Below are 2,375 nucleotides of genomic sequence, written 5' to 3' on the forward strand. Positions count from 1 at the left end.
CCCCTTCTCTGTTTAAGGTGTATAATATCTCTTTGACTAAAAAGCAGGGGGATTTAAATAAAAAATGAGGCTTGAGACATTCGTCATAAAAAGATTATTTTTGATGCTCATTGTTCTTTTTGGTGTTTCCGTGGTAGTTTTCGTTGTGGCTAGAGCAATACCTGCAGACCCGGTAGGAGCTATTTTAGGGGGTAACGCCCCAATAGAACTGGTAGATGAGATGAGAAGGCGCCTAGGTTTGGATAAACCTTTATATGCGCAGTTTGTTGATTTCATGTCTGGCGTGGTCAGAGGCGATTTCGGGATATCTATTAAGAGCAATAGGCCCGTTATAAAAGATATAGTGGAATTTTTTCCCGCAACGCTTGAGCTTGCCATAGTGGCAGCTTTAATCTCCGTAGTTTTAGGAGTGCCTCTAGGAATTTTTTCGGCAGTACATCGAAATAAGTTAATAGATCACTTTTGTAGGGTATTTTCGATATTAGGCGTATCGATGCCGGTCTTTTGGACCGGACTTTTGCTTTTGATTTTATTTTATTATCGTTTGGGCTGGTTGCCTGGTAGTGGGCGTATCGGCATATTTACTCACTTGCCGCCTAAGGTTACCGGTCTTTTGCTATTGGATTCTTTGCTTGCGGGAAATTTCGAAGCCTTTAAAGATGCTTTGTCGCACATAATACTGCCAGCTGTAGTTCTTGGATACTCCTCTACTGCGTCCATTGCCCGAATCATGCGCTCGAGCATGTTAGACGTATTGAGACAAGATTTTATAAGGACCGCAAGGGCGAAGGGAATCGGAAGAAAGCTTGTCATATATAGACATGCCTTGCGTAACGCTTTAATACCTGTTGTTACTGTCATTGGGCTAACCTTCGGTGGCTTGCTTGAGGGGGCTGTTTTAACCGAAACTATATTTGGTTGGCCAGGCCTCGGGCGTTACATAGTAAATTCTTTGCTTCTTTTGGATTACCCCGCGATAATGGGAGGCACGTTATTCGTGGCCATCGTTTATTCCCTGGTTAACTTAGTTGTTGATATTGTTTATGCTGCGTTAGATCCTAGGATGCGAGTTTAGGAGGGATCGTGCTTGCAGACGGAACGTTCAAACGTCGCTATATCGCGTCGTCAGCTTTTGATCGAGGATTGGAAACATACGCTTTACCTGTGGAGGCAAAATAGATTGGCCATGATTGGCACCATATTGGTGGCCTTTTTCATCGTGATAGCCATTTTTGCGCCCGCGATTGCTCCCTATGATCCGATAGAGATAAATATTTCAAGGAGCCTGCTTCCTCCTAGCAGTGATCACATATTCGGTACGGATCAGTTCGGAAGGGATATCTTCAGCAGAGTCGTATACGGAGCTCGCATCGAGGTTGGTATTATTTTGCTTGTAACCGTTATCAGCGGAACGATAGGGGTTGCCGTGGGCATCACGGCGGGCTATTTTGGTGGCATTATAGATGACGTTTTGATGAGGATTACAGATGTATTTTTATCTTTTCCCAATTTAATCTTAGCCATGGCTTTGTCTGCCATGCTTGGTCGAGGGGTATTTAATGCTATCATAGCGATATCTTTAGTGGGATGGACCGTGATAGCGAGGTTGGCGCGCGCTGAAGCCATGAAGATAAAATCCCTACCCTATATTGAAGCTATCAGGGCCCTTGGCGCCAGTAACACTAGAATATTACTCCTTCATGTATTGCCCATGTGCATGTCACCTGTGTTAGTCCAGCTATCCTTGAGGATGGGGTCAATTATACTAACCGCTGCAGGGCTGGGCTTCCTTGGCCTTGGAGCGCAACCTCCTACGCCTGAATGGGGTGCAATCGTGAGCGATGGTAGAAGCTACCTTGTACAGCAGTGGTGGATATCAACTTTTCCAGGTTTATTCATAGCGCTCGTAGTTTTAGGTTTTAATCTGCTTGGCGACGGTATACGCGATATCATGGACCCTAGAATTAGGAGGTAACTCGATCGATGGCGAGGTTGCTTGAGGTAAATAATTTGCGCGTCATCTTTCGGACATACAGAGGGATAATCAAGGCTCTAAATGGCGTTAGATTGTGGCTTAACGAAGAGGAACGTCTAGGGATTGTGGGAGAGACGGGTTGTGGCAAGTCTGTGTCTGCTCTTTCCATCATGAGGCTTATAGATGCCCCCGGTGAGATAATCGAGGGGCAGGTTTTGTTTGAAGGAACCGACCTTTTAAAAATAACGGAAGAAGAGATGGATAAAACAGTTCGAGGCAAAAAGATGTCTATGATATTTCAAGAGCCTATCTCTGCCCTTAATCCCGTCTTTAAGGTGGGATTTCAAATCGCCGAGTCAATCGCTCATAGCAGTGAAATTAGCATGGGTGATGCCTACGA

General features: G+C 45.0%; 3 protein-coding genes. All 3 read left to right on the forward strand.

Features of this window, described 5'->3' with window-relative positions; genetic code table 11:
* Positions 1–64 precede the first annotated feature (64 nt).
* On the forward strand, positions 65–1,075 hold the full coding sequence (locus Q7P41_RS00905) for an ABC transporter permease (protein WP_303881388.1): 1,011 nt from the start codon (positions 65–67) through the stop codon (positions 1,073–1,075).
* Between the two features lie 12 nt (positions 1,076–1,087).
* Complete coding sequence (locus Q7P41_RS00910) at positions 1,088–1,975, forward strand: ABC transporter permease (RefSeq protein ID WP_303881390.1); 888 nt, start codon at positions 1,088–1,090, stop codon at positions 1,973–1,975.
* An 8-nt stretch (positions 1,976–1,983) separates the two neighbouring features.
* The coding region (locus Q7P41_RS00915) for an ATP-binding cassette domain-containing protein (protein WP_303881392.1) at positions 1,984–2,375 on the forward strand (392 nt) is incomplete at its 3' end.

Source organism: Acetomicrobium mobile, assembly GCF_937920065.1.

Coding starts and splice junctions, on each gene's coding strand:
- Q7P41_RS00905 (WP_303881388.1), top strand. CDS start 65: ATGAGGCTTGAGACATTCGTCATAAAAAGATTATTTTTGATGCTCATT.